Raw genomic sequence first — 23,921 nt, 5'->3', positions numbered from 1 at the left:
GTCAAACCGCGTCATCGTTCATCGCGGGCAAGCCACGCCCCACAGGAATCAGCTCAAGCTTTCGTCAATCACCAACACCACCTTCCCTTCCACCTTGTTGCTCGCCAGTTCCGCGAACGCCGCTTCAGCGTCCTTGATCGCAAAAGTCCTGGCCAACTGCGGACTTAAGCGTCCTTCAGCAAACAGCGGCCACACATGCTGGCTCAGGTCGCTGAACAGATCGGCCTTGAACTGATCGTCGCGACTGCGCAGGGTCGATCCCAGCAACTGCACGCGCTTGGACAGTACCTGAGCCAGATCCAGTTTCGCCTCGCGACCGCCCATCAGGCCAATCAGCACCCAGCGCCCATCCTGCGCCAACAGTTTGAGGTTCAACGCCGAATAGTTGCCGCCCACCGGGTCGAGGATGACATCGAACGGCCCCAGGTCGCGCAAGCTCTCCAGGTCGGTGTTGCGCACCACGCCACCCTGGGCACCGAGCGCTTCGCAATAGGCCAGGCGCTCGGCGGAGCCCACGCTGACCCAGCACGGGTTACCAAAGGCTTTGCACAGCTGAATGGCAGCTGAACCAATTCCACTTGCTCCGGCGTGCAGCAGCACTTTTTCACCCGGCTTGAGCCCGGCGAGTTGAAACAGGTTCAACCAAACGGTCGCATACACTTCCGGCAACGCAGCTGCTTCAGCCAACGACATTCCGTCGGGAACCGGCAACACATGCCGTCCGTCGACAACCACCTCTTCGGCCATGCCGCCCCCGGCCAGCAAGGCGCAGACCCTGTCCCCCAGTTGCCAGGACGAACCCGGCCCGACCTCGCTGATCACCCCCGAACACTCTAGACCGAGCACCTGACTGGCCCCCGGCGGCGGCGGATACAAGCCCGCTTTCTGCAACAAATCGGCGCGATTGAGACCTGCCGCAGCGACTCGAATGCGAACTTGTCCCACATCACAGGCCGGACTCGGCTCTTCTACCCACTCCACTTGACCTTCAACGCCTTGCAATGCTTTCACAGTGCCTCCATAGTGAGTCTGGACTGAGCCCGTAGCTGTAGCACCGGGCTTTTTGCATTATGCGACCGGCCCTTGTGGAACCGGCGACTTCAAAGACGGCCTAATATGCGTTATCAATTGTCCCCGCGTCGAATCAACATGAAGCGTTTGTTCCCCAGCACCGCCCTCGCCCTATTCATCGGTATCGGCCTGTTGCCGATGTCGAGCAGTTCTTTCGCAGCCAACAGCTGGGACAAGCTTCAACCTGATCGTGACGAAGTCATCGCCAGTCTGAACGTCGTGGAGTTGCTCAAGCGTCACCACTACAGCAAACCGCCGCTCGATGACGCGCGCTCGGCGATCATCTACGACAGCTACCTCAAACTGCTGGATCCGTCGCGCAGCTACTTCATGGCCAGCGACATCGCCGAATTCGACAAGTGGAAGAACCAGTTCGACGACTTCCTCAAAATCGGCGACCTCAACGCCGGGTTCACCATCTACAAGCGTTATCTGGACCGCGTCAAATCGCGTCTGGATTTTGCCCTGGCAGAGCTGGACAAGGGCGTCGACAAGATCGACTTCACCACCAAGGAAACCTTGCTGATCGATCGCAAGGACGCCCCTTGGCTCAAATCCACCGCAGAGCTCGACGACCTGTGGCGCAAGCGCGTCAAGGACGAAGTGCTGCGGCAGAAGATCGCCGGCAAGGATCCCAAACAGATCCAGGAAACCCTGACCAAGCGCTACAAGAACCAATTGGCGCGTCTGGACCAGACCCGTGCGGAAGATATCTTCCAGGCGTACATCAACACCTTTGCCATGTCCTACGACCCGCACACCAACTACCTGTCGCCGGATAACGCGGAAAACTTCGACATCAACATGAGCCTGTCCCTGGAGGGCATCGGCGCCGTGCTGCAGAGCGATAACGATCAAGTGAAGATCGTGCGCCTGGTGCCGGCGGGGCCGGCGGACAAGACCAAACAGGTTGCACCGGCAGACAAGATCATCGGCGTTGCACAGGGCAACAAAGAGATGGTCGACGTGGTCGGCTGGCGCCTGGACGAAGTGGTCAAGCTGATCCGCGGCCCGAAAGGCACCGTGGTGCGTCTGGAAGTGATTCCGGCCAACAATGCGCCGAACGACCAGACCAGCAAGATCGTGCCAATCACTCGCGAAGCGGTGAAGCTGGAAGATCAGGCGGTGAAAAAATCGGTCCTCAACCTGAAACAGGATGGCAAGGACTACAAGCTCGGCGTTATCGAGATCCCGGCGTTCTACCTGGACTTCAAGGCATTCCGCGCCGGTGATCCGGATTACAAGAGCACCACCCGGGACGTCAAGAAACTGCTGACCGAGTTGCAGAAAGACAAGGTCGACGGTGTGGTCATCGACCTGCGCAACAACGGCGGCGGCTCCCTGCAGGAAGCCACCGAACTGACCAGCCTGTTCATCGACAAAGGTCCGACCGTGCTGGTGCGCAACGCCGATGGCCGCGTCGACGTCCTGGAAGATGAAAACCCGGGTGCGTTCTACAAAGGCCCGATGGCGTTGCTGGTCAACCGTCTGTCCGCTTCGGCCTCGGAGATTTTCGCCGGAGCCATGCAGGACTACCACCGCGCCCTGATCATCGGCGGCCAGACCTTCGGCAAAGGCACCGTACAGACCATCCAGCCGCTGAACCATGGCGAACTGAAGCTGACCCTGGCCAAGTTCTACCGGGTTTCCGGCCAGAGCACCCAGCATCAGGGTGTACTGCCGGACATCGATTACCCGTCGATCATCGACACCAAGGAAATCGGCGAGAGCGCCCTGCCGGAAGCCATGCCGTGGGACACCATCAAAGCGGCGATCAGGCCTGCGGTCGACCCGTTCAAACCGTATATCAGCCAGCTCAAATCCGAGCATGACGTGCGCACGACCAAGGACGCGGAGTTCGTGTTCATTCGCGACAAGCTGGCCCTGGCGCAGAAACTGATGGCAGAAAAAACCGTCAGCCTCAATGAAGCCGACCGTCGTGCCCAGCACACCGATATCGAAGCCAAGCAACTGGCCATGGAGAATATCCGTCGCAAGGCCAAGGGCGAAGAGCCGCTCAAAGAGCTGAAGAAAGAAGACGAAGACGCCATCGCGGCCGAGCCGGACAAGACCAAGCCGGAAGACGACGCCTACCTGAGCGAAACCGGGCGCATTCTGCTGGACTACCTCAAGCTCAACACCGCGGTAGCCAAGCACTAAGATGATGGCGATTTAATGCTGACGCTCTGCGGAGCGTCATCAAACAGTCATCATTCTGTCGTGAAATAGAGGACTGGGCGTGCTCTCTTACCAAGAGCCCGCCCGGTCCTTTTTTTATCGCCAGAGATCGCCATGACCACAACAGAACAGCTGAGTGCGTTGAGTTCAATCCTGACTCAAAGCGGTTTGCACAGTCTGTTCCAGCCGATCATTTGCCTTTCTGAACGACGGATTCTGGGTTACGAAGCCCTCAGTCGGGGGCCCTCCAACAGCCCGCTGCACTCCCCTATTGCATTGTTTGCCGTCGCCCGCCAGGCCGGACGCTTGAGCGAACTGGAAATCGCCTGCCGTGAAAGCGCCTGTCGACGCTTCAATGAACAGCAACTGCCCGGCAAGCTGTTCCTCAACGTGTCCCCGGAATCCCTGCTCGAAGCCGCGCACCAACCCGGCCGCACCCTGCAACTGCTGGACGATTTCGGCATCCCGCCGAGCCAGGTGGTGATCGAACTCACCGAACAGACTCCCACCGACGATTTCGAGTTGCTGCAAACCGCCCTGCATCACTATCGGGCGATGGGTTTTTCCATTGCCCTGGATGACTTGGGTGCCGGCTATTCGAGTTTGCGCCTGTGGTCCGAGCTACGGCCGGACTATGTGAAGATCGACCGGCACTTCATCGATGGCATACACCAGGATGCCCTCAAGCGCGAATTCGTCGGCTCGATCCTGCAAATCGCCAAGGCCTCACGCGCACAGGTGATCGCCGAAGGCATCGAGTTGCCGGAAGAGCTCGCGGTACTGACGGAAATGGGGGTCGACCTGGTCCAGGGCTATTTGCTCTGTCGACCGCAAGAGCATCCGCCCCGGGATGCCCGCCCCATGATGCCGCGGCAGGACAACACCGCCGTGGTGTTGAGCGACGACGGCAGCGACCTCAGCGCCCTGCTCAACGACCAACCGGCGGTGACGCGCGACACGCCGACGGCCACGGTACTGGAAGCCTTCCGCCGCCAGGCCAATCTGAATTCGCTGGCGGTACTGGATGAGCACGGCCAACCGTGTGGCATCGTCCACCGCCATTCACTCTCCGACGCCCTGCTCAAGCCGTTTGCCACCGATCTGTTCGCCCGCAAACCCATCAGCCGCCTGATGAACGATGACTTCCTCGCCGTCGAGGTGAGCCAGTCACTGCAACAGGTCAGCCGCCTGATCACCAGCCGCGCCCGCCAACGCATCGAAGAAGATTTCATCATCACCCTCAACGGCGGCTACCTGGGCCTGGGCCGGGTGATCGACGTGCTAAAACTGATTACCGAACTGAAAATCCAGCAAGCGCGCTACGCCAATCCCCTGACCCTGCTGCCAGGCAATGTGCCAATCCAGCAATGCCTGACGCGGCTGCTGCAACAGCAACGGGAATCGGTGATCTGCTACGTCGACATCGACAGCTTCAAGCCCTTCAACGATATCTATGGTTACGGCCGTGGTGATGAAGTCCTGTTATGCCTGGCGCAATGCCTGAACGACCGCGTCGATCCGTCCCGCGACTTCGTTGGCCATATCGGCGGCGACGACTTCCTGCTGGTGCTCGGCCCGGAAGACTGGCGCAAGCGTTTGAACCAGTTACTGGAGGACTTCCAGGGCCAGTGCCGACGCTTCTATCGCAGCGAACACCTGGAAGCCGGATGCTTTATCGCGCCCAATCGCCAAGGCCTGCGCCAGGAGTTCCCCTTGCTGTCCCTGTCCATCGGCGTGGTGCATTTGCATCCACAGGCCTGCGATCAACTCGATGCCAGCCAATTGGCCGAGATGGCGTCACAGGCCAAACACCACGCGAAGAATGTGCAGGGATACAGCGTGCATGTGATCGATAGCCTGGCGGCGCCGGAGAAAGAGGATGTGCTGCTTGCCGGGCATCGATGAAGGGCCTGACGCCATCGCGAGCAGGCTCGCTCCCACATGAAAGGCGGGCCCTCAACAGATCCACTGCGGGACCGAGCTTGCTCGCGATGCCGCCCGCCGGAACAACACAATTCTGGGCTATAGCCCGTCACCTCGAGCCGCCAGCTCTTTGAGCTTGAGTTCGGCCAACGGATGCCCGGCCTTCGCTGCAATGCTCCAGAAACGCGCCGCCTCGGTCGGGTCCGGCGCCTTGCTCGGCGTTCCGGCGAGGCTGATCACCCCGACCTGATACGCCGCTTTGCCATCGCCAGCCAACGCCGCCAGGCGCAGCAAGCGAAGGCCCTCCTCGCGAGCGCCCAGACCGACGCCGCGAAAGGTCAGGATGTGGCCATAGAAGCTCTGAGCATCGACATCACCCAGGTTAGCCATACGGGCGAACTGGCCTTCCAGCCAGCTCCAGCCACGCGGCCGTCGCACGAACCATTGCCAGTGAAAAAGCCGGCGTGCCAGCCAGTAACTGACCTGCGCCTTGAGTCGGAAAAGCACTCAGGCCTCCGCCGACTCGGGGTACTCGTACTCAAACACGCGCACCACTTCCGAGGCATGCCAGGACGCTGCCGCGACGCCATCGGACGGCCCGGAAAATCGCCCGAGGCGCTCGACGCATTCAAAGAAACCGGTACGTGGCAGGCGGCTGGCGCCCTGGCTGATCACCAGCGAACTGCGCAGCGGTTGTTCGGCTTTGGCATCCAGTGCCGCCAGATGCTCGAGCGCGGCAGTCAGGGTTTGCATGGCAGGCGTTGGAAGCTGCAAACGCTCCAGCAATGCCCGATAGGTCAATAGATGACGCTGACGGCGCGCCTGATCCAGCTCGCCCAGCAATCCGTCCCAGTGTTGACGACTGATGCGTACGCTCACGATTCATCCCTCCACCCTGGCACCGTCAGTTCCCAGGCCAGGCTTCGGCGGATGGCCGCGTCGGGCAGACGCTCGCCACTTTCGATCATGGCCAGATAAGACGGGCTGATGCCTACCGTGCGGGCCAGCGCCTCGATGGCGATGCCCTTCCCTTCGCGCAAACTGCGTAGTTGATCAAGACCTGGAAGAATCGGGTCCTGGGTTGTCGCAAGCGGCGCTGCGGCCGGACGCGACGGTGCTTCGTTGATGCCTGCTGCTTTCAGTAGAGCCTGATACTGAGCCCATGGCAGAACCGCATATTCGGGCTCGCCTTCGCGTGTAATTATCTGAATATCCATGACTACCCCGTAGGACAACAACACTTAGCGAGTCGGCACTTTTCCCTAGAAGTGTAATCCTAACAGCGGCCAAGGTCGCGGGGGGTATCTATCTGTGGATGAGATTGAATCAGTTCAGTTCTTTTTCGGCCCCTGAAGCTGAAGTTGTTCAGGGGTATCGGGCAGGCGTTCGACCACGGCGAGCTTCTCTGGCATTTGACGTTTACGCCATTCGCGGAAAGCATTGAGTTCATCATCGAGGACTTTCATCAACCAGGCCAGTACAGCGATGTCATCCAGCATGCCGAATACCGGAATGAAATCCGGAATCGCGTCCACCGGGCTGAGAAAATACATCAGGCCCGCCACGACCGACACCAGCGCTTTGGGGCTGATGGCCCGATATTCACCGCGCCAATAAGCCAGGCAGAGTGCCTGCAACAGGCGCAGATCATCCTTGAGTTTGCCCAGCCGATTGCCTTGACTGGCACCTTTGCTGGCCACCGCGAACAGCAAGGTCGGCAAGCGTCCACGAGCAAGCAGTCGTCCGGCCAATGGCAGGAAACGAGCAAAATTCCAGGGTGCTTTCATCACGCCTCCCATGTAAATGTTATCCACACAAATTGTGGATAACCTTGTGAACAGAGCAGCTTTTCGCGGCTGAAAGCCCCGTTGCATAAGGGCCGAACTCAGATCGGGCGTTTTTTACCCATCTAAAAAAACCCAAGATTTCATTGACTTGGCGATCTGACGAGGTTAACGCCGCTCCGACAATGTCTATGACTCCAGCCTGCTGCATCTGTTCGCTTTGTTTACCCGCGCCACACACCAGATGCAACAACGCCCCGCATTAGCGAGGCGTTGTTTTTAGAGCGGACGCTGATTACTTGGCAGCGTCTTCTTTTGCTGGATCCTTGATCCCCAGCAGTTCCAGGTCGAACACCAGCACCGAGTTGGCTGGAATCGCCGGGCTTGGGCTTTGCGCGCCGTAAGCCAGTTCGCTAGGAATGTACAGCTTGTACTTCTCGCCGACGTGCATCAGTTGCAGGCCTTCAACCCAACCCGGAATCACGCCGCTAACCGGCAGATCGATCGGGCTGCCGCGCTCGACGGAGCTGTCGAAAACGGTGCCGTTGGTCAGCTTGCCGGTGTAGTGGACAGTCACTACATCAGTCGGCTTGGGCTGAGCGCCATCGGCTTTCTTGACCACTTCGTACTGCAAGCCCGAAGCGGTGGTGACGACGCCGGCTTTCTTGGCGTTTTCTTCGAGGAATTTCTTGCCGGCGGCTGCCGACTCTTCGCTCATCTTGGCCATACGCTCTTCGGCACGCTTTTGCAGCGCAGCGAAGGCTTCAACCAGCTCTTCATCTTTCAGTTTCTGTTCTTTTTTGCCAACGGCATCTTCGATGCCCTGGGCTACGGCCTTGGAGTCCAGGTCATCCATGCCTTCCTGAGCCAGGCTTTTGCCCATGTTCAGGCCAATGCCGTAGGAAGCCTTTTGCGCCGGGGTTTTCAGCTCTACGCTGGTCTGCGAGTCGCAACCCGCAAGTACCAGGCTAACCAGGGCCACCGCCGCCGCCAACCGATGCTGTTTCATGCTATTTCCTTGTTCATGCGCCTAAAGGGCAATCGAGTAAAGCCGCGAGCTTATCAGGCGGCCACGACCAATGGCTACCGGCATGAGAGCCGGAAATTTCGGATAAGTTCAGGTGTTTAAACGCTTTTCGGAGTGTAGATGATGAAACTTCCGTCATCAGACTCTCATAGACGTCGTTCTGGTACCCCACAATGTCTGGCGTAATGGCCACTTGCCGTTGATCTGGCACTGAGGCATAAAAGAAAAATAATCTACAAGGATGTTCATCTTGCGCCTCTTCTTCCGTTTGCTGATGCTGATCGTAATCCTGGTCGGGCTGTGTCTGGCCGTGGTCCTGTACTACGTCGCCAACCCGAAACTGCCGGCCTGGTCACCTGCGCAACAGGTGCATTATCTCGACCAATGGAGCGATACCGACCGTCAGACCTACTACTTCACACCTCAGGGCACGCAGGTCAAAGGCCTGCACTACGATTGGTTCACGGCGCTTGAGCTGCCTTTCTCGCAACAACGATTCGCCTCTCCTGAATACCTCGCACGCTTCGGCTTTTTAATCGATCCCAATCAGAAACCCACGCCGAACAACCCCGGAAATCTTCCGGTGGGCTTTGCCCGGCACCAAAATCCCGGGAGCGCAGATACGTTTCTGGATATTACCTGTGCCGCCTGCCATACCGGGGAACTGCGTTTCAAAGGCCAAGCCGTGCGCATCGATGGCGGTTCGGCGCAGCATGTCCTGCCCTCCAGCGTGCCTACGCTACGAGGCGGCAGTTTCGGACAAGCCTTGGTGGCGAGCCTGGCAGCGACTTACTACAACCCCTGGAAATTCGAACGTTTCGCACGTCAGGTGCTGGGGCAGGATTACGACGCCCGGCGCCAGCAACTGCGCAACGAATTCAAGGGTTCGCTCGATACTTTCCTGAAAGTGGCCTGGAACGACACCCATCGCGGGCTCTACCCGACTGAAGAAGGGCCGGGGCGTACGGATGCTTTCGGGCGCATCGCCAATGCCAGTTTCGGCGATGCCATTACCCCTGAAAATTACCGCGTAGCCGACGCCCCGGTGGACTATCCACAGCTATGGGATATGTGGACATTCGACTGGGTGCAATGGAACGGCTCGGCGCAGCAGCCCATGGCTCGCAACATCGGCGAAGCCTTGGGTGTAGGCGCCACGCTGAATTTCTTTGACCGTAATCGGCAACCGCTCAAGGGCGATGATCGTTACCCTTCCAGCGTCCGGGTGCGTGATTTGCATTTGATCGAAGAAACCCTGCAACGGCTCGCACCGCCCGCCTGGCCCGAAGAACTGTTGGGGCCCATCGACAAACCCTTGGCCGCAAAAGGTCGCGCACTGTTCAGCGAAAACTGCGCCGGCTGCCACGTACCGCGGGTGACTCAAGGCCAAGGGCGATACGTGCAACACTTGAAAATGCTCCCGGTGGAATACATCGGCACCGACCCTGGCGCCGCCAACAACATTGCCAATCATCGCTTCGACCTGACGGCGCTGCAGTGGAGTCAAACCGAGCTTGATCAACTGGATGTCGAACCCAAACCCGAAGCCCCCCTTGATCTGAGCCAGATGTCGGTGGCCAAAGGGCTGGCCTATGTCACAGCGTTTGTGGAAAACCGGGCCTATCGCGAGGCCGGCATCACACCCGCCGAGCGACCTGAAATGGATGGATTCGGCTTGCCGATCGGTGTTCGTGAGTTACGCGCCTACAAGGCCCGGCCATTGGCGGGCGTATGGGCGACAGCGCCGTTCCTGCACAACGGGTCGGTGCCAAGCCTTTATCAATTGCTCTCGCCTCAGGATGAACGCTCAACCACCTTTTACAAAGGCACGTTCGAGTACGACCCGAAGCACCTGGGCTATCGCACCGAAGCCTTTACCAATGGCTTTGTGTTCGACACGCGCATCACCGGCAACCACAACAGCGGTCACGAGTTCCGCGCCGGCAAGCCTGGCAATGGCGTGATCGGTCGTCTGTTGCAACCACAGGAGCGCTGGGCGCTGCTGGAGTATCTGAAGGTGCTGGGCGGCCCTCTTGAGTCGCAATTGCCATGACCCTCGCCCTTTGCAAAAGGATTTCTGCATGCTCATGACCCTCTGGCTGCGCCTGGGCGCATTTCTCGGCAAGACGCTGCTCTGGCTGCTGGGTCTTGGGCTGCTTGGCTGGGCGCTGCTCACCGCGTGGTTTGCCTGGCAACACCGCGGCCCCGTATCGGCGCAAGAGCTGATTCCGGACGGTGAAGCGGCAATGACTCAGGACATCATCCAGACCGCCGTGCGCATCGTCGACCAGCACCGCGATAACACCCGCTATCTGCGTGACGCTCATGCCAAGGCCCACGGCTGCGTGCAAGCCGAAGTGCAGGTTCTGCCGGACCTGCCGAACGATTTACGTCAGGGTGTGTTCAGCGAACCGGGCAAAACCTGGCAAGCGACGATGCGCCTGTCCAACGGCAATGCCTATCCGCAGTTCGACAGCATCCGCGATGCGCAGGGCATGGCGATCAAGCTGCTCGATGTGCCAGGCAAACAACTGCTGAGCGATCAAACACATCGAAGCGAACAGGACTTCGTGATGTTCAACCACCCGAACTTTTTCGTCAGCGATGTCGCCGAGTATCGTCAGAACGTCGCCGCTCAGGCAGACGGCAAAAAAGTCATGGCCTTTTTTCCGGGTTGGGACCCGCGCACCTGGCAGGTCCGTCACCTGTTCATTGCGCTGAAGACCCTGTCACCCGCGCCGCCGAGCCCGACCCAGGCCACCTACTTTTCAGTTTCGCCCTACAAATTCGGTGAAGCCAACGCCAAGTTTCGTGTAATGCCCGACCCGCAAAGCTGCCCGCCCTATAGCTTGCCTGCGCAAAACCAGAAATTGCCGAACTTCCTGCGCAATGCGCTGAACCAACAGCTGTCGACAGATCGGGTACCTGCGTGCTTTGTCTTGCAGATCCAGCGCCAGGACGCAAACAAGTACATGCCGATCGAAGACACCAGCATTGAGTGGAGCGAGAACGATGCGCCCTTCCAGACCGTGGCACGAATCAACGTGCCTGCACAGGACTTCGACACGCCTGCGCTGAACCTGCAATGCGATAACCAGTCGTTCAACCCATGGTTTGGGCTCGAGGCTCATCGCCCTATCGGCGGCATCAATCGGTTGCGCAAAGCCGTTTACGAAGCCGTCAGCGATTACCGACACGCCCGCAACGCCGAACAGTAGGAGCGAGCCTGCTCGCGAGAAACCTGAGAACACAACGGGGCGGCAGATTCTCAGCGCTATCGTTGTCGACCATCGCCACAATGCCATCTGGAGCAAGCTCGCCCCCCACAATGGGAGAGGCGACTCTGCAGGAAAAGCCAAATTCCAGACAGCAAAAAGCCCGCATTGAGCGGGCTTTCTGTGGTGACCTGGCGTTCAGTGTTCCAGGTTACCGAATATGGCGCAGCGGACGGGACTCGAACCCGCGACCCCCGGCGTGACAGGCCGGTATTCTAACCGACTGAACTACCGCTGCGCGTAGCGTTGAAAGTGGTGGGTGATGACGGGATCGAACCGCCGACATTCTGCTTGTAAGGCAGACGCTCTCCCAGCTGAGCTAATCACCCTTTACCTTCGTTGCGGGACACATTATGCCACAGGTTTTTATAAAGTGTTGATTTAATTGATGTTTTTTCAAAAAAATCTAAAAACCGGTGAAACGATGCAACCCACAGGAACAACATACAAACTTGGAGCAGAAAAAAGCCCGCATCAGCGGGCTTTTCCGTGGTGACCTGGCGTTCAGTGTTCCAGGTTACCGAATATGGCGCAGCGGACGGGACTCGAACCCGCGACCCCCGGCGTGACAGGCCGGTATTCTAACCGACTGAACTACCGCTGCGCGTAACACTGAATGCGAATGGTGGGTGATGACGGGATCGAACCGCCGACATTCTGCTTGTAAGGCAGACGCTCTCCCAGCTGAGCTAATCACCCTTCACGTTCGGTGTGGCGCGCATTCTACGGAGCGACCCCACCTCTGGCAAGCACTTTTTTAATTAATTTTTTCATGCCTTCCAAAGGCTTAGAGAAGGGTTGGCCTATGGCACCGCGAGGACAATAATGCCTCCCTTTGTATAAAGGAGAGACTCACCCCATGTGGTTCAAGAACCTGCTTATCTATCGCCTGACCCAAGATCTGCCTGTTGATGCCGAGGCGTTGGAAACTGCACTGGCCACCAAACTGGCGCGTCCATGTGCAAGCCAGGAGTTGACCACCTACGGTTTCGTCGCGCCGTTCGGCAAGGGCGAAGATGCACCGCTGGTGCACGTCAGTGGCGACTTCCTGCTGATCAGCGCCCGCAAGGAAGAACGTATTCTGCCAGGCAGCGTCGTGCGTGACGCGGTCAAGGAAAAGGTCGAAGAGATCGAAGCCGAGCAAATGCGCAAGGTCTATAAAAAGGAACGCGACCAGATCAAGGATGAAATCATCCAGGCGTTCCTGCCGCGTGCCTTTATCCGTCGCTCCTCGACCTTCGCCGCCATCGCGCCGAAACAGGGCCTGATCCTGGTGAACTCGGCCAGCCCGAAACGCGCCGAAGACCTGCTGTCCACCCTGCGTGAAGTGATCGGTACCCTGCCGGTGCGCCCGCTGACGGTAAAAATGTCTCCGACCGCGACCATGACCGAGTGGGTCACCACCCAGAAAGCCGCGGACGATTTCTTTGTGCTGGACGAGTGCGAACTGCGCGACACCCACGAAGACGGCGGTATCGTGCGTTGCAAGCGCCAGGACCTGACCAGCGAAGAAATCCAGCTGCACTTGAGCACCGGCAAGGTGGTCACGCAGTTGTCGCTGGCCTGGCAGGACAAACTGTCCTTCGTCCTCGACGACAAGATGGTGGTCAAGCGCCTGAAGTTCGAAGACCTGCTGCAAGACCAGGCGGAACAGGACGGTGGCGACGAAGCCCTGGGCCAACTGGATGCCAGCTTCACCCTGATGATGCTCACCTTCGGCGACTTCCTGCCGGCGCTGGTTGAGGCATTGGGCGGGGAAGAGACTCCCCAGGGAATCTGAAGCCTTGTGATCTCTAATGCAGGAGCGAGCTTGCTCGCGATGGAGTGTCAGCCCCCCCTTTTTGTCTGACACACCATCGCGAGCAGGCTCGCTCCTGCAGGGGTCTTGTGCTGCTACTTAATAAAAAGGATCAGGCCATGCGCGCACTGGCTGCATTGAGTCGTTTTGTCGGCAACACCTTCGCTTACTGGGTACTGATTTTCGCCGTGGTGGCGTTTCTGCAACCGGCATGGTTCATCGGCCTCAAGGGCGCCATCGTGCCGCTGCTGGGGCTGGTGATGTTCGGCATGGGCCTGACCCTCAAGCTCGAAGACTTCGCCGAAGTCGCTCGCCATCCATGGCGCGTGGCCCTGGGCGTGGTCGCACATTTCGTGATCATGCCCGGCGTGGCGTGGTTGCTGTGCCAGGCATTCCATCTGCCGCCTGAAATCGCCGTCGGCGTGATCCTGGTCGGCTGTTGCCCAAGCGGCACCTCGTCGAACGTGATGACCTGGCTGGCACGCGGCGATCTGGCCCTGTCGGTGGCCATCGCCGCCGTCACCACCCTCCTCGCCCCACTGCTGACGCCGGCATTGATCTGGCTGCTGGCCTCGGCCTGGTTGCCGGTGTCGTTCATGGAGCTGTTCTGGTCGATCCTGCAAGTGGTGCTGCTGCCGATCGTGCTCGGCGTCGTTGCCCAGCGCCTGCTCGGTGATCGGGTTCGCCACGCGGTGGACGTGTTGCCGCTGGTGTCGGTGGTCAGCATCGTGATCATCGTCACGGCCGTGGTTGCCGCCAGCCAGGCCAAGATTGCCGAGTCCGGCTTGCTGATCATGGCGGTGGTCATGTTGCACAACAGCTTCGGCTATCTGCTGGGCTACTTCACCGGGCGCCTGTTCAAGTTGCCATTGGCTCAGCGCAAGTCACTGGCGCTGGAAGTCGGCATGCAGAACTCAGGTTTGGGGGCCGCCCTGGCCAGTGCGCACTTCTCGCCACTGGCGGCGGTGCCGAGTGCATTGTTCAGCGTGTGGCACAACATTTCCGGAGCGTTGCTCTCGACGTATTTCCGTCGCATGAGCGAGAAAGAAGACCGGAAAATCGCTGCTCAACAGGCCATCGACTGATGCCTGAACTTGATCACCCGGTTAATGCTGGGCACTATATTGCGCAACGCGAGGACGACCTCGCGGCTCAAACGAGTCATTAATCTGGGGACGACCCCGTCAATCGATGGAGGTCTTTGATGTCCTGGATCATTCTGTTTTTCGCCGGCCTGTTCGAAGTCGGCTGGGCAGTCGGCCTGAAATACACCGACGGTTTCAGCCGCCCTCTCCCCACCGCACTGACCGTTGCAGCCATGGGCGTCAGCCTTGGCTTGTTGGGCCTTGCCATGAAGGAACTGCCGCTGGGCACGGCCTATGCGATCTGGACCGGTGTGGGTGCCGTCGGCACGGTGATCGCCGGGATCATTCTGTTTGGCGAGTCCATGGCGCTGGTGAGGCTGGCGAGTGTGGCGCTGATCATTACCGGGCTGGCTGGGCTCAAGGTCAGCGCCTAGACCGCTACCCCTATCGCGAGCAGGCTCGCTCACACATGTGATCGCATTCCAATGTGGGAGCGAGCCTGCTCGCGATGAGGCCAGCAACCAACGACTACCTGACGGCCCCGCGCAACTCCCCCACCAACTGCTGCAATCTGGCCGGTTCAGCCACCTCAACCGCCACCGCCGGCCCCGCCACCAACGTCACCCGCGACCACAATCGGCGAAACAATCCTTTCTTCGGATCGCGACTGAAGAAACTTCCCCACAACCCCTGCAAGGCCAACGGAATCACCGGCACCGGTGTCTCTTCGAGTATCCGCTTCAATCCGCCCTTGAACTCGTTGATCTCGCCATCGGCGGTCAGCTTGCCCTCGGGGAAGATGCACACCAGTTCGCCGTCCTTCAGATACTGCGCAATGCGCGTGAAGGCCTTTTCATAGATCTGGATGTCTTCCTGGCGCCCCGCTATCGGAATTGTCCCGGCCGTGCGAAAGATAAAATTCAACACCGGCAGGTTGTAGATTTTGTAATACATCACGAAGCGAATCGGTCGACGCACCGCCCCACCAATCAGCAAGGCATCGACGAAGGACACGTGGTTGCACACCAGCAGTGCCGCGCCTTCATCGGGAATCAGATCCAGGTTGCGATGCTCCACGCGGTACATGGAATGGCTGAGCAGCCAGATCATGAAGCGCATGGTGAATTCGGGGACGATTTTGAAAATGTACGCATTGACGCCGATGTTCAGCAGCGACACCACCAGGAACAGCTGCGGAATCGACAACTTGACCAGGCTCAACAAGACGATCGAGACAATCGCCGACACCACCATGAACAGCGCATTGAGAATGTTGTTGGCGGCAATGACCCGCGCCCGCTCGTTCTCGGGGGTGCGCGACTGAATCAGCGCGTACAGCGGCACGATGTAGAAACCGCCAAAAACCCCCAGGCCGAGGATGTCGATCAATACCAGCCAGGTGTGCCCAAAGCCGAGAATCTCGACCCAGCCATGGCCCTCGACACTGTCTGGAATCCCGCCGGAATGCCACCACAGCAACAAGCCGAATACGGTCAACCCGAAAGAACCGAATGGCACCAGGCCAATTTCGACTTTGCGCCCGGACAATTTCTCACACAGCATCGAGCCCAGTGCGATACCCACCGAGAACACCGTCAGAATCAACGTCACGACAGTCTCGTCGCCGTGCATCCACTCCTTGGCATAGGCGGGGATTTGCGTCAGATAGATCGCCCCGACAAACCAGAACCATGAATTGCCGACAATCGAGCGCGACACCGCCGGGGTCTGCCCCAGGCCCAGCTTCAAGGTGGCCCAGGACTGGCTGAAAATGTTCCAGTTCAGGCGCATCTGCGGCGACGTCGCGGCAGCCCGTGGAATGCCGCGGCTGGCCAGGTAACCCAGGACGGCAATGCCGACGATGGCCATCGAAACGATGGGCGCATAGTGACTGGACGACATCATGATCCCGGCGCCGATGGTCCCGGCCAGGATCGCCAGGAAGGTGCCCATTTCCACCAGACCGTTGCCACCCACCAGCTCTTCTTCGCGCAAGGCCTGGGGCAGGATCGAGTATTTCACCGGCCCGAACAGCGCCGAATGCGTGCCCATGGCGAACAGCGCTACCAGCATCAGCGACAAATGATCGAACAGGAAACCCACCGCGCCGACCGCCATGATGACGATTTCGCCGAGCTTGATCAGGCGGATGAGCGCATCCTTGGCGAACTTCTCGCCGAACTGCCCGGCCAGTGCCGAAAACAGAAAGAACGGCAGAATGAACAGCAGCGCACACAAATTGACCCAGATCGAACGATCACCGTCGATGGTCAACTTGTACAGGATGGCGAGGATCAGTGACTGCTTGAAGATGTTGTCGTTGAACGCCCCGAGGGACTGTGTCACGAAAAAAGGCAGGAAACGCCGGGTGCGCAGCAAGGTGAACTGTGAGGGATGACTCATCTTCCGTGTCCCTGATTCAGGTGTGAGTGGCGTGGATACATTTATTGGAATGTCGCACGTCGATCCAGGCCACACATTACCTAATCTTTGCCGGTTATTTCTTCAATCCTGCAATGCATGGCGAGACAAACAGTTCACCGCGCCAGGCACCCTGCACGGTGCGCTTGGCGACGATCAGCCACATCACGGCCAGCAAACTCACCAGCACACAACCGAAGACACTGAAAAACGTCAGGTGCAAGGTACTGGCCAGTTTCAGCGTTGCCAGGGAATAGACGCCCAACGGAAAGGTGAACCCCCACCAGCCGAGGTTGAAAGGGATGCCTCCGCGCAGATAGCGCAGAGTGATCAGCACCGCCATCAGCATCCACCACAGGCCAAAGCCCCACAGTGTGATCCCGGCGACCAGCCCCAGCCCGGCAGCGATCTCACCGATGCCCGGCAAACCGTTGGCGGCAAAAATGCCCGGTGCATCGGCGCCCAACAGCAACATGCCCAGCGCCCCCGTGCCAATCGGCCCGAGTGCCAGCCAGCTCGAAGCGGCCATGTTTTCGTGAGGCAGTTTATGCAGCGCCATGCGCAGCAACAGAATCGTCAGAATGCTGAACGCCACGGGCAGGGAAAATGCCCAGAGCACGTAGCTGGTCACCAGCACCACCAGTTGCGAGTGGGCATCGACCAGGTGCGGCGCCAGCAGGCCACCACTGGCGGCCGCCACTTCCGCCGCCACCACCGGCAACAGCCAAACGGCAGTCATTTGGTCGATGCTGTGCTCCTGGCGGGTGAACATCATGTAGGGAATCAATACGCCGCACGCTAAAGACATCGCCACATCAAGCCACCACAACACTTCGGCCACCTGGATCACGCCTTCGCCAAAACGCGGCAGGCCAAATACCAGAAACCCGTTGATGATGGTCGCCAGGCCCATGGGAATCGTGCCGAAAAACATCGAAACCGTGGAGTGGCCAAAAATCCGCCGGGCCTCATTGAAAAACAGCACCCAGCGCGCCGCGTACAAGGCTGTGAACAAGGCGAACAGAAAGATGTTGAACAGCCAGAGCGCTTCGGCGAGAGCACGCAAACCGGGATTGGCGACGGGCAATTGTGCCAGCGCCAACGCCAGCACTCCGGTGCCCATGGTGGCGGCGAACCAGTTCGGGGTGAACTGGCGAATGACTTCGCGCGGGTGCTGCAGGTGGCTGAACGGCTTGATACCGGGCTTGATGGTGTTGGGGCATGTCATGGTGAACTCCTGTCCTCGGGCGAGGTGGAACTCATCATAGATCCAGATCGAATATCGATATAACGGGTAATTTCTCTATGAGTTATCTATTTCACAGATAATCCGTCAGACACTACCTTCTGTTTCTATCACCAGAATTCGCGCCGGCCCCACGGGATGAGCCACGTGTTCAGTGCCCACCGAGGCATAAAAAATGTCTCCGACCTCCAGCAGTGCCTCGCGCTCGATCCCCTCTTCGCGGTAACGCATCTGCACTTGCCCATCGAGCACCACAAACACTTCCTGACCGTCGTTGATGTGCCATTTATAGGGCTGATCGGTCCAGTGCAGGCGCGTGGTAATGCCGTTCATGTTGGCAATGTCCAGCGCGGCCCAGGCACGCTCGCCGGTAAACGACTTGCTGCGGATGATCTTCATGGTCGGATCCTTCGAATGAATGGGCAGCATTAAATGCCGTTTTCCTATGGCTGGCCAGCAGCGCTGCAAACGCTGGAAGAGCGCCGAAGCCGGTGCGCCAGCCATGCACCCAAGGCCAGGAGGATCAGCACGACCCCATAACCCTCGGTGGTCGCCACCAGGCCAAAGGTGCGCGCCAGGTTACCGGCCAGCAATGACGGCAGGCAGAAGGCCAGGTAACTGAGCACGTAGTACGCCGACATCAGACCGGCGCGCTCATGGGGCAAGGCCAACGGCACGACGCTACGCAAAGCCCCCAGGAAACCGGCTCCAAAACCACAACCGGCGACCAGCGTGCCAAGGAAGAACAGCGGCAGACTGGCACCGTGCGCCCCCAGGAGAATCAGGACAACCCCCGTCGCCAACGAACCGGCCCCCAACTGCAGCGCCCTGCCGGCAGGCCAATTGCGCAGGATGAAAATCATCGAAGCACCGGTCAACGTCAGTACGGCAACGGTCGCGCCGCCAATCAGGTTCGAAGTCGAGCCCGTGGCGGTGCGCACCAACGAAGGCGCCAGGGAGGCGTAAAAACCTCCGAGCGCCCAGGTTGCGGTATTGAGCGGCAGCACCCGCCACAAGGTCGAGCGCGCCTGAACCGGCACATGCAGGGTGGGCCGCAATGACGCCCATGCCCCAGGCTGACGCGAGACAGTTTCCGGCAAACGCCAGACATACAACGCCTGCATCACAAACAACACGAGCAGCAGCCAATACGTCAGGTGTAACGGAGCCGGGGCAAATTCGGCCAGCAAACCGCAACCCAAGCCACCCAGCGCCATGCCGATCAAGGGTGCCACGCTGTTGATCAGCGACCCCTGCTGGCGATCAGTGTCCAGCAGCGTGGCGCTCAACACGGCCGTCGCCATCCCGGTGGCGAAGCCCTGCAGGACACGTGCACTGATCAGCCAACCGACGCTGTCGGCCTGGATAAACAGCAGCATCGCGACAATGTTCAGCAGTACCGCAGTGAAAATGACCGGTTTGCGTCCAAGGTGGTCCGACAGCGACCCTACCGTCAGCAACGCGACCAGCAGACTGAGGGCGTATACCGCAAAAACAAGCGTCAGGATGGCGGCCGAAAACTGCAGTTGCTCCTGGTACAGGTGGTACAACGGCGTGGGTGCCGTGGAGGCAGCGAGAAAACTGAGCAAAGTGACTGCCAGGAACCACAGGCTTGCACGGTTTGAATGAGAACTGGGCATGGGCACACTCCGCAAAAGCTAATTTTTTGCTTTTGCGGAGTGTGCTACCGCCTGGCTCTTAAAGCAAATTCTTTGTGTTAAGGTCCGAAACAGATTTTTCAGGATCGAGGCGACTGCGGGTTGGCAGGCTTCGACGCGAGACAGGAAAAAGGTGATGACAGCTCCGACTTTACGTCCCGGCGGCCGTAGCGCCCGGGTGCAGGAATCCATTCACAAGGCCGTGCGCGAACTGCTCGAAGAACAGGATCGGGCCAGCGTGACCGTGCCGCAGATCGCCGCGCGCGCAGGCGTTACACCCTCGACCATTTATCGGCGTTGGGGAGATCTGTCGGCGCTGCTGGCGGACGTCGCCCTCGCCCGCCTGCAACCGGAAACCGAGTCGGCCAATACCGGCAGCTTGCCCGGCGATGTGCGTGCCTGGGCAGAACAGTACCTGGACGAGATGAGCTCCGCCCCCGGCCGCAACATGCTGCGCGACGTGCAATCAAGCCTCAAGCCGAGCTATTGCGCGACGATCATTGGCGGGCAGCTGCAGACAGTTCTGGATCGCTACCCGGATCAGCCCCGCCCCAGCGTCGACCGGCTGATCAACATGGTGGCTGCGCCCATCGTGTTTCGCATTCTGTTTTCCGAGGCACCGCTGCAGGTCGAGGAATTGCATCAACTGATCGAAATTGCGTTGAGCCAGTAAGGCCGCCATCGCGAGCAAGCTCGTTGCTACCGTTGATCGCAATCCTCCGTGGCAGCGAGCTTGCTCGCGATGGGGCCGGCACGCACCACAAAAAACTGGCTGCCCCCTCACCCTGCGGCACCCCGCCGCGCCACGACCTTGGTCGACACTGACTAACCCAGGCCATCGTGCGAGACTGTCTGTCCGGGCGGGACGGCCCGGGTGTCTTTGGTTGTCGGGAGTTCCCATGTCGTTGTCCAGCGGGCTGATTGCCGCCGTCGCCCTGGCCTATATGGCCATCATGTTCGCCATCGCCTTTTACGGTGACCGTCGCAGCGCGCCGCTGCCGCCGCGCGTGCGTGCCTGGGTGTACAGCCTGTCGCTCGCTGTCTATTGCTCCAGCTGGACCTTTTTTGGCGCGGTGGGCCAGGCCGCGGAACAGCTTTGGTCATTCCTGCCGATCTACCTCGGGCCGATCCTGCTGCTGGTCGGCGCACCGTGGGTACTGCAAAAAATGGTGATGATCAGCAAGCAGGAGAACATCACTTCGATTGCCGACTTTATCGCCGCCCGCTATGGCAAATCCCAATCGCTGGCGGTGGTGGTGGCGTTGATCTGCATGGTCGGCGTGTTGCCCTACATCGCCCTGCAACTCAAGGGCATCGTGCTCGGGGTGAACCTGCTGATCGGTGCCGGTGCCGATGCCATGGGCGTTCGAGCACAGGACACCGCGTTGATCGTGTCGCTGGTGCTGGCCCTGTTCACCATCGTCTTCGGTACTCGCAACCTGGATGCCACGGAACACCATCGCGGCATGGTGCTGGCCATCGCATTCGAATCGCTGGTGAAGCTGTTCGCTTTTCTGGCGGTCGGCGCGTATGTCACCTACGGCCTGTATGACGGTTTCGATGACCTGTTCGACCAGGCCATGCTCGCCCCGCGCCTCGAGGAGTACTGGAAGGAAACCGTCAACTGGCCATCCATGGTGGTCCAGACTGGCGTGGCGATGATGGCGATTATCTGCCTGCCACGGCAGTTCCATGTGACCGTCGTGGAAAACATCGACCCTCAGGACTTGCGCCTGGCCAAATGGGTATTCCCGGCCTACCTGGCATTGGCGGCGCTGTTCGTCGTGCCCATTGCGCTGGCGGGCCAGATGCTGTTGCCGAGCTCGGTACTGCCGGACTCCTTCGTCATCAGCCTGCCACTGGCCCAGGCGCATCCCGCCTTGGCCCTGCTGGCGTTTATCGGGGGGGCATCGGCGGCGACCGGCATGGTGATCGTGGCCAGCGTGGCGCTGTCGACCATGGTCTCCAACGACATGCTGTTGCCGTGGCTGCTACGCCGCAACAACGCCGAGCGTCCGTTCGAAGTGTTCCGCCAGTGGATGCTCTCGGTACGCCGGGTGAGCATCGTGGCCATTTTGCTGCTGGCGTACGTCAGCTATCGCTTGCTCGGCTCGACCGCGAGCCTGGCGACCATCGGCCAGATCGCGTTCGCCGCAGTGACCCAACTGGCTCCGGCCATGCTGGGCGCGTTGTACTGGAAACAGGCCAACCGCCGCGGCGTGTTCGCCGGCCTCGCTGCCGGGACCTTCCTGTGGTTTTACACCCTGATCCTGCCGATTGCCGCCCTTAGCCTGGGCTGGTCGCTGAACAGTTTTCCGGGGCTGGCGTGGTTGCACAGCAACCCGCTGCACTTGCCTATCACGCCACTGACCCAGGGTGTGGTGCTGTCCCTTGCCGGTAATTTCACCCTGTTCGCCTGGGTCTCGGTGCTGTCACGCACACGGGTCTCGGAACACTGGCAGGCCGGTCGCTTCATTGGCCAGGAAATCAGCGCCCGCCCCAGTGGGCGCTCGATGCTGGCCGTGCAGATCGACGATTTGCTACAACTGGCGGCACGTTTCGTCGGCGAAGAACGCGCCCGTCAGAGCTTCATCCGGTTTGCCTACCGCCAGGGCAAAGGCTTCAACCCGAACCAGAACGCCGACAGTGAATGGATCGCCCACACTGAACGCTTGCTGGCGGGCGTGCTGGGAACCTCGTCGACGCGCGCCGTGGTAAAAGCCGCCATCGAAGGTCGGGAAATGCAACTCGAAGACGTCGTACGCATCGCCGATGAAGCCTCCGAGGTGCTGCAGTTCAATCGCGCGCTGCTGCAAGGGGCGATCGAAAACATCACCCAGGGCATCAGTGTGGTCGACCAGTCACTGAAACTGGTGGCCTGGAACCGGCGCTACCTCGAGTTGTTCAACTACCCGGATGGCCTGATCAGCGTCGGCCGACCGATTGCCGACATCATTCGCTACAACGCCGAGCGCGGCCTGTGCGGCCCCGGCGAAGCTGAAGTGCACGTCGCCCGCCGCCTGCACTGGATGCGCCAGGGCCGCGCGCACACGTCCGAGCGATTGTTTCCCAATGGCCGGGTGATCGAGCTGATCGGCAACCCGATGCCTGGCGGTGGTTTCGTCATGAGTTTCACCGACATCACCGCGTTCCGCGAAGCCGAACAGGCGCTGACCGAAGCCAACGAAGGTCTGGAGCGGCGGGTCACCGAACGCACCCACGAACTGTCGCAGCTCAACGTGGCCCTGACCGAAGCCAAGGGCAACGCCGAGGCGGCCAACCAGTCGAAAACCCGTTTCCTGGCTGCGGTCAGCCATGACTTGATGCAACCGTTGAACGCGGCGCGACTGTTCTCCGCCGCCCTGTCCCATCAGGAAGACGGTTTGTCCGACGAGGCGCAGAAACTGGTCCAGCACCTCGATAGCTCACTGCGTTCGGCCGAAGAGCTGATCAGCGATTTGCTGGATATTTCCCGCCTCGAAAACGGCAAGATCAATCCAAACCCCAAGCCGTTCGCGCTCAACGAGTTGTTTGACACGCTCGGCGCCGAATTCAAGGCGCTGGCGCGGGAACAAGGGCTCGAGTTTCGCGTCCGGAGCAGCAAACTGCGCATCGACAGCGATATCAAACTGTTGCGCCGAATCCTGCAGAACTTCCTGACCAACGCTTTCCGCTACGCCAAGGGCCCGGTGCTCCTGGGGGTTCGCCGGCGCAAGGGTGAATTGTGTCTGGAGGTGTGGGACCGTGGGCCCGGCATTCCTGAAGATAAACAGCAGGTGATTTTCGAGGAGTTCAAACGCCTCGACAGTCATCAAACCAGCGCCGAGAAAGGCCTGGGGCTAGGCCTCGCCATTGCCGACGGCTTGTGCCGCGTACTAGGACACACCCTGCGCGTTCGCTCCTGGCCGGGGCACGGCAGCGTTTTCAGCGTCAGCGTCCCGCTGGCCAGGGCGCAAACCGCGCAGCCGGCCAAGGCTGTGGAACTCAACGGCAAATTACTCAGTGGTGCGCAGGTGCTGTGCATCGATAACGAGGACAGCATCCTGATCGGCATGAACAGCCTGCTGACCCGCTGGGGTTGTCAGGTCTGGACTGCACGCAATCGCGATGAGTGCGTGGCATTGCTCGATGAAGGGGTACGTCCGCAACTGGCGTTGGTGGACTACCACCTCGACCACGGCGAAACCGGCACGGAGTTGATGGCCTGGCTGCGCACCCGATTGGGCGAGCCTGTGCCGGGCGTGGTGATCAGTGCCGATGGGCGACAGGAAACGATGGCCCAGGTGCATGCGGCGGGACTGGATTACCTGGCCAAACCGGTGAAGCCGGCGGCATTGCGAGCGTTGTTGAGCCGGTATTTGCCGTTGTAGTGCTTGGCGGGCGCGATGGTCCGCGCCCATCGCTATCGCGAGCAGGCTCGCTCCCCCATTCGAACGCATTCCCCTGCTCGCGATG

The 23,921-nt window shown here is 59.9% G+C and carries 19 protein-coding genes and 4 tRNA genes; 9 read left to right on the top strand and 14 right to left on the bottom strand.

Annotation, left to right across the window (positions count from 1 at the left end; all coding sequences use genetic code 11):
- Positions 1 to 48: 48 nt before the first annotated feature.
- Positions 49 to 1,011 carry a zinc-binding dehydrogenase gene (locus tag ACX3YF_RS16045; RefSeq protein WP_103402564.1) on the bottom strand — a complete coding sequence of 321 codons (963 nt, stop codon included), beginning with the start codon at positions 1,009 to 1,011 and terminating at the stop codon, positions 49 to 51.
- Positions 1,012 to 1,149: 138 nt separating this feature from the next.
- Here ACX3YF_RS16045 and ACX3YF_RS16040 point away from each other — a divergent pair, with 138 nt between their 5' ends.
- Together ACX3YF_RS16040 and ACX3YF_RS16035 are read left to right on the top strand one after the other, a co-directional pair.
- A complete protein-coding gene (locus ACX3YF_RS16040; RefSeq protein ID WP_458973911.1) occupies positions 1,150 to 3,231 on the top strand; it encodes a carboxy terminal-processing peptidase in 2,082 nt (693 codons plus the stop codon).
- Positions 3,232 to 3,363: 132 nt separating this feature from the next.
- A complete protein-coding gene (locus tag ACX3YF_RS16035) occupies positions 3,364 to 5,154 on the top strand; it encodes a bifunctional diguanylate cyclase/phosphodiesterase (RefSeq protein ID WP_130203697.1) in 1,791 nt (596 codons plus the stop codon).
- Between the two features lie 117 nt (positions 5,155 to 5,271).
- Here the strand turns inward: ACX3YF_RS16035 and ACX3YF_RS16030 are convergent, their stop codons facing one another.
- From ACX3YF_RS16030 to ACX3YF_RS16010, 5 genes are all read right to left on the bottom strand, one after another.
- A complete protein-coding gene (locus ACX3YF_RS16030) occupies positions 5,272 to 5,679 on the bottom strand; it encodes an SEL1-like repeat protein (RefSeq protein ID WP_448647284.1) in 408 nt (135 codons plus the stop codon).
- Positions 5,680 to 6,051 carry a hypothetical protein gene (locus ACX3YF_RS16025; protein WP_003223109.1) on the bottom strand — a complete coding sequence of 124 codons (372 nt, stop codon included), beginning with the start codon at positions 6,049 to 6,051 and terminating at the stop codon, positions 5,680 to 5,682.
- Positions 6,048 to 6,389 carry a helix-turn-helix domain-containing protein gene (locus tag ACX3YF_RS16020; RefSeq protein ID WP_047531735.1) on the bottom strand — a complete coding sequence of 114 codons (342 nt, stop codon included), beginning with the start codon at positions 6,387 to 6,389 and terminating at the stop codon, positions 6,048 to 6,050. The genes ACX3YF_RS16025 and ACX3YF_RS16020 overlap by 4 nt, the downstream gene beginning before the upstream one ends.
- Before the next feature lie 114 nt (positions 6,390 to 6,503).
- Positions 6,504 to 6,959, bottom strand: a complete 456-nt coding sequence (locus tag ACX3YF_RS16015) for a YkvA family protein (protein ID WP_130203699.1) — start codon at positions 6,957 to 6,959, stop codon at positions 6,504 to 6,506.
- Between the two features lie 292 nt (positions 6,960 to 7,251).
- Positions 7,252 to 7,965, bottom strand: coding sequence for an FKBP-type peptidyl-prolyl cis-trans isomerase (locus ACX3YF_RS16010; protein WP_047531749.1), 714 nt, complete (start codon positions 7,963 to 7,965; stop codon positions 7,252 to 7,254).
- 268 nt (positions 7,966 to 8,233) lie between these two features.
- Here ACX3YF_RS16010 and ACX3YF_RS16005 point away from each other — a divergent pair, with 268 nt between their 5' ends.
- On the top strand, positions 8,234 to 10,036 hold the full coding sequence (locus tag ACX3YF_RS16005; RefSeq protein ID WP_448647285.1) for a di-heme-cytochrome C peroxidase: 1,803 nt from the start codon (positions 8,234 to 8,236) through the stop codon (positions 10,034 to 10,036).
- Between the two features lie 28 nt (positions 10,037 to 10,064).
- Positions 10,065 to 11,201, top strand: a complete 1,137-nt coding sequence (locus ACX3YF_RS16000; protein ID WP_458973910.1) for a catalase family protein — start codon at positions 10,065 to 10,067, stop codon at positions 11,199 to 11,201.
- Between the two features lie 218 nt (positions 11,202 to 11,419).
- On the opposite strand, the gene ACX3YF_RS15995 is transcribed toward ACX3YF_RS16000, so the two are convergent.
- The 4 genes from ACX3YF_RS15995 to ACX3YF_RS15980 form a co-directional block, all read right to left on the bottom strand.
- Positions 11,420 to 11,496: transfer RNA gene (locus ACX3YF_RS15995), tRNA-Asp, on the bottom strand.
- Positions 11,497 to 11,511: 15 nt separating this feature from the next.
- Positions 11,512 to 11,587, bottom strand: a tRNA-Val gene (locus tag ACX3YF_RS15990).
- A 198-nt stretch (positions 11,588 to 11,785) separates the two neighbouring features.
- Positions 11,786 to 11,862: transfer RNA gene (locus ACX3YF_RS15985), tRNA-Asp, on the bottom strand.
- Positions 11,863 to 11,881: 19 nt separating this feature from the next.
- Positions 11,882 to 11,957: transfer RNA gene (locus ACX3YF_RS15980), tRNA-Val, on the bottom strand.
- 160 nt (positions 11,958 to 12,117) lie between these two features.
- On the opposite strand from ACX3YF_RS15980, the gene rdgC reads away from it, so the two are divergent.
- The 3 genes from rdgC to sugE all read left to right on the top strand — a co-directional run bounded on the left by rdgC (position 12,118) and on the right by sugE (position 14,575).
- Entirely contained in the window at positions 12,118 to 13,038 is a 921-nt protein-coding gene (gene rdgC, locus ACX3YF_RS15975) for a recombination-associated protein RdgC (RefSeq protein WP_008060875.1), read from the top strand.
- A 137-nt stretch (positions 13,039 to 13,175) separates the two neighbouring features.
- Complete coding sequence (locus tag ACX3YF_RS15970; RefSeq protein WP_130203704.1) at positions 13,176 to 14,141, top strand: bile acid:sodium symporter family protein; 966 nt, start codon at positions 13,176 to 13,178, stop codon at positions 14,139 to 14,141.
- Positions 14,142 to 14,260: 119 nt separating this feature from the next.
- On the top strand, positions 14,261 to 14,575 hold the full coding sequence (gene sugE, locus ACX3YF_RS15965) for a quaternary ammonium compound efflux SMR transporter SugE (protein ID WP_130203705.1): 315 nt from the start codon (positions 14,261 to 14,263) through the stop codon (positions 14,573 to 14,575).
- A 94-nt stretch (positions 14,576 to 14,669) separates the two neighbouring features.
- Here sugE and ACX3YF_RS15960 read toward each other — a convergent pair whose 3' ends face one another.
- The 4 genes from ACX3YF_RS15960 to ACX3YF_RS15945 all read right to left on the bottom strand — a co-directional run bounded on the left by ACX3YF_RS15960 (position 14,670) and on the right by ACX3YF_RS15945 (position 19,448).
- Positions 14,670 to 16,544, bottom strand: a complete 1,875-nt coding sequence (locus tag ACX3YF_RS15960; protein WP_458973909.1) for an MFS transporter — start codon at positions 16,542 to 16,544, stop codon at positions 14,670 to 14,672.
- Between the two features lie 94 nt (positions 16,545 to 16,638).
- Positions 16,639 to 17,790 carry a TDT family transporter gene (locus tag ACX3YF_RS15955; RefSeq protein ID WP_130203707.1) on the bottom strand — a complete coding sequence of 384 codons (1,152 nt, stop codon included), beginning with the start codon at positions 17,788 to 17,790 and terminating at the stop codon, positions 16,639 to 16,641.
- Positions 17,791 to 17,895: 105 nt separating this feature from the next.
- Positions 17,896 to 18,207: a cupin domain-containing protein gene (locus ACX3YF_RS15950; protein WP_130203708.1), complete on the bottom strand. Its 312-nt coding sequence runs from the start codon at positions 18,205 to 18,207 to the stop codon at positions 17,896 to 17,898.
- 44 nt (positions 18,208 to 18,251) lie between these two features.
- Positions 18,252 to 19,448, bottom strand: coding sequence for an MFS transporter (locus tag ACX3YF_RS15945; protein WP_458944520.1), 1,197 nt, complete (start codon positions 19,446 to 19,448; stop codon positions 18,252 to 18,254).
- Between the two features lie 154 nt (positions 19,449 to 19,602).
- Here ACX3YF_RS15945 and ACX3YF_RS15940 point away from each other — a divergent pair, with 154 nt between their 5' ends.
- Entirely contained in the window at positions 19,603 to 20,139 is a 537-nt protein-coding gene (locus ACX3YF_RS15940; protein ID WP_130203710.1) for a TetR/AcrR family transcriptional regulator, read from the top strand.
- Positions 20,140 to 20,365: 226 nt separating this feature from the next.
- A complete protein-coding gene (locus ACX3YF_RS15935) occupies positions 20,366 to 23,836 on the top strand; it encodes a hybrid sensor histidine kinase/response regulator (protein WP_458952288.1) in 3,471 nt (1,156 codons plus the stop codon).
- Positions 23,837 to 23,921 lie beyond the last annotated feature (85 nt).

Source organism: Pseudomonas fluorescens group sp. PF-69 (assembly GCF_054481235.1).
Note: the sequence above shows the minus strand (reverse complement) of the source record. Positions and strands in the feature narration are given on the sequence as shown.